At 62.4% G+C, this 2,482-nt stretch carries 2 protein-coding genes and 1 pseudogene; 2 read left to right on the forward strand and 1 reads right to left on the reverse strand.

What is annotated here, in order from left to right; all coding sequences use genetic code 11:
• The coding region (locus EOA13_RS36765; RefSeq protein ID WP_348629785.1) for a DNA primase small subunit domain-containing protein at positions 1–619 on the forward strand (619 nt) is incomplete at its 5' end.
• A 13-nt stretch (positions 620–632) separates the two neighbouring features.
• Here the strand turns inward: EOA13_RS36765 and dinB are convergent.
• Complete coding sequence (gene dinB / locus EOA13_RS36770; RefSeq protein WP_281040890.1) at positions 633–1,700, reverse strand: DNA polymerase IV; 1,068 nt, start codon at positions 1,698–1,700, stop codon at positions 633–635.
• Between the two features lie 239 nt (positions 1,701–1,939).
• Between dinB and EOA13_RS36775 the strand changes: the two are divergent.
• Positions 1,940–2,419, forward strand: a pseudogene (locus EOA13_RS36775) (damage-inducible protein); the annotation flags it as partial.
• Positions 2,420–2,482 lie beyond the last annotated feature (63 nt).

The raw sequence follows: 2,482 nt of genomic DNA on the forward strand, positions 1-2,482 counted from the left end.
CCTCTGGGTCGACGACCTGGCGGGGCTGATCGCCGGCGTCCAAATGAACGTCCTCGAATTCCACGTCTGGGGCAGCCTGCGGCAGCAGCCGAGCCTGCCACATCGCATGATCTTCGACATCGATCCCGACGAGGGCCTGGGCTTCAGTGATGTCCAGCAGGCAGCCCTCGACATCCGGGGCATTCTGGAAGCGCTCGGACTGCAGTCGTGGCCGTTGCTATCCGGCGGCAAGGGCGTTCACGTCGTCGTTCCGCTTGTCCCCGAAGCAGACTGGGAAGAGGTCAAGGGCTTCTGCCAAGACCTCGCGGAGTTGCTCGCACGCACTGATCCGTCCCGCTTCGTCGCCAATATGAGCAAGGCAAGGCGCAAGGGTCGCATGTTTCTCGACTATCTCCGCAACGGCCAAGGCGCCACGGCTATCTGTCCCTGGTCGACCCGAGCACGTGGGGGTGCCTCCTGCGCCGTGCCGGTCACCTGGGACGAGTTGCCGACATTCAAAAGCGCCAACACGTTCGACGTTTTTGCCGCTGCTGCGCGGGCTCAACAGCCCGACGCCTGGGAGGGCTATTTCGATGTTGAGCAAACCCTGACTGACCGCATCCGCAAAGCAGTCCAATAACGATGCTGCCGTCCTAGATAGTCAGCGACATTTGCTGACCTGGCTGGGATCCGGTTTCACCCAAATTCGAGAGCGTCAGTCCGAGCAAGCGAATTCCCTTCGTAACAGGGAACACCTGATCGAGGAGCGCGCCGCTGACGGTCGCGAATTCGTCCTCGGTCGTGACAACGCCGGCGATCGTGCGGCTGCGCGTGATCTGCTGGAAATCGGCGAATTTCACCTTGAGCGTCACCGTCCGGCCCCGGATCGAGCGTTCGTGGCAATAGCGCCAAACCTTGCTGACCAGTGGCGCCAGTTCCTTGCGAGCAAGTTCGAGATCAAACAGGTCGCTCACGAAGGTGTCCTCCGCACCCACAGACTTGCGCTCGCGATCGGCCCGCACCGGCCGCTCGTCAATACCGCGCGCGATCCAGTAATAATACGGACCCGCCTTCCCGAACTTTTCCTCTAGAAACGCCAGGCTCTGTGCGTGCAGGTCGGCGCCGGTCTCGATGCCGAGCCGGGCCATTTTGTCCGCGGTCGCGGGGCCAACGCCATGAAACTTCCGCACCGGCAAGGCCTCGACAAAGGCCGGCCCCATCTTCGGGGTAATGACGAACTGCCCATCAGGCTTATTCTGGCCGGAAGCGAGCTTGGCGAGAAACTTGTTGTAGCTGATCCCGGCGGAAGCAGTCAGACCGGTCTCAGCCTTGATCTTTGCGCGGATCATTTCGGCGATCGTGGTGGCGATCGGGATGGACTGCAGATTGTCGGTGACGTCGAGATAGGCTTCGTCGAGCGAAAGCGGCTCGATCAGTGGCGTGTGCTCGGCAAAGATCGCGTGGATCTGCTGGGAGACGGCCCGGTACGCATCAAAGCGTGGGGGTACGAAGATCAGTTCGGGACATTTGCGTTTCGCGGTGATCGAGGGTATGGCCGATCGCACCCCAAATTTTCGGGCCTCATAGCTGGCAGCGGCCACCACACCTCGCGCCGCCGAGCCGCCGACTGCCACCGGCTTGCCGCGCAGCTCTGGATTGTCGCGCTGTTCGACCGAGGCAAAGAAGGCATCCATGTCGACATGGATGATCTTCCGAAGGATGGTCGTGCCTGCCCTCGGCTTATCCGCTTCTAGGCCGCTGTCAACTCGCTCGCCCACTTCATCGTCCCTGCATCACCTGTCGTCATTTCAAGATAGATCGCAACTCGACGGAGTGCAGCCTTTGATCAACTCTCGAAGCGACGCAACGAGTCCGATTGACTCATGGATGCTAAAGAGAACAAATAAGGAACATACCAGCCCCGAAATCCATTGGAAGACTGTTTGAGAGTGATTTATCCATGGGTCAGCCCGCCGCCAGCCCCGCTATCGCTGCGCTTCGCGAGCGAATCGCGCGCCTCGAAGGCGGACCGGCGCGCAACCGTGCGACGCTTCCCTTCGGTGTGCCTGCAATTGACAAGGTGCTGCCGGGAGGCGGGCTGGCGCTAGGGGCGCTGCATGAGATTGCGGGTGGCCGGAACGGGGCGATCGATGGGGCCGCAGCGGCGCTGTTTGCCGCCGGCATTGCCGCGCGCGCCAAGGGCAAGGTGCTGTGGTGTGTCACAAGGCAGGATCTCTTTGCTCCCGCCCTTGCCCAGGCTGGGCTGCTGCCCGGACGTGTCGTCTATGTCGAAGCCGGCGACGAGGCCGCCGTACTCGCCTGTTTTGAGGAAGGACTCCGTCACGGCGGCCTAGGGGCCGTCGTAGCCGAACTCGCCCGTCTCTCCATGACCGCCTCCCGCCGCCTGCAGCTTGCCGCCGAGACTTCCGGCGCCATCGGGTGACCGCGGCGGGTGGTTGTCCAAAATCGGTCGCTTCGGTTTTCCGTGCCCAACGGCGGGAGG

The organism is Mesorhizobium sp. M7A.F.Ca.US.011.01.1.1, assembly GCF_003998295.1.
GTDB lineage: Bacteria > Pseudomonadota > Alphaproteobacteria > Rhizobiales > Rhizobiaceae > Mesorhizobium.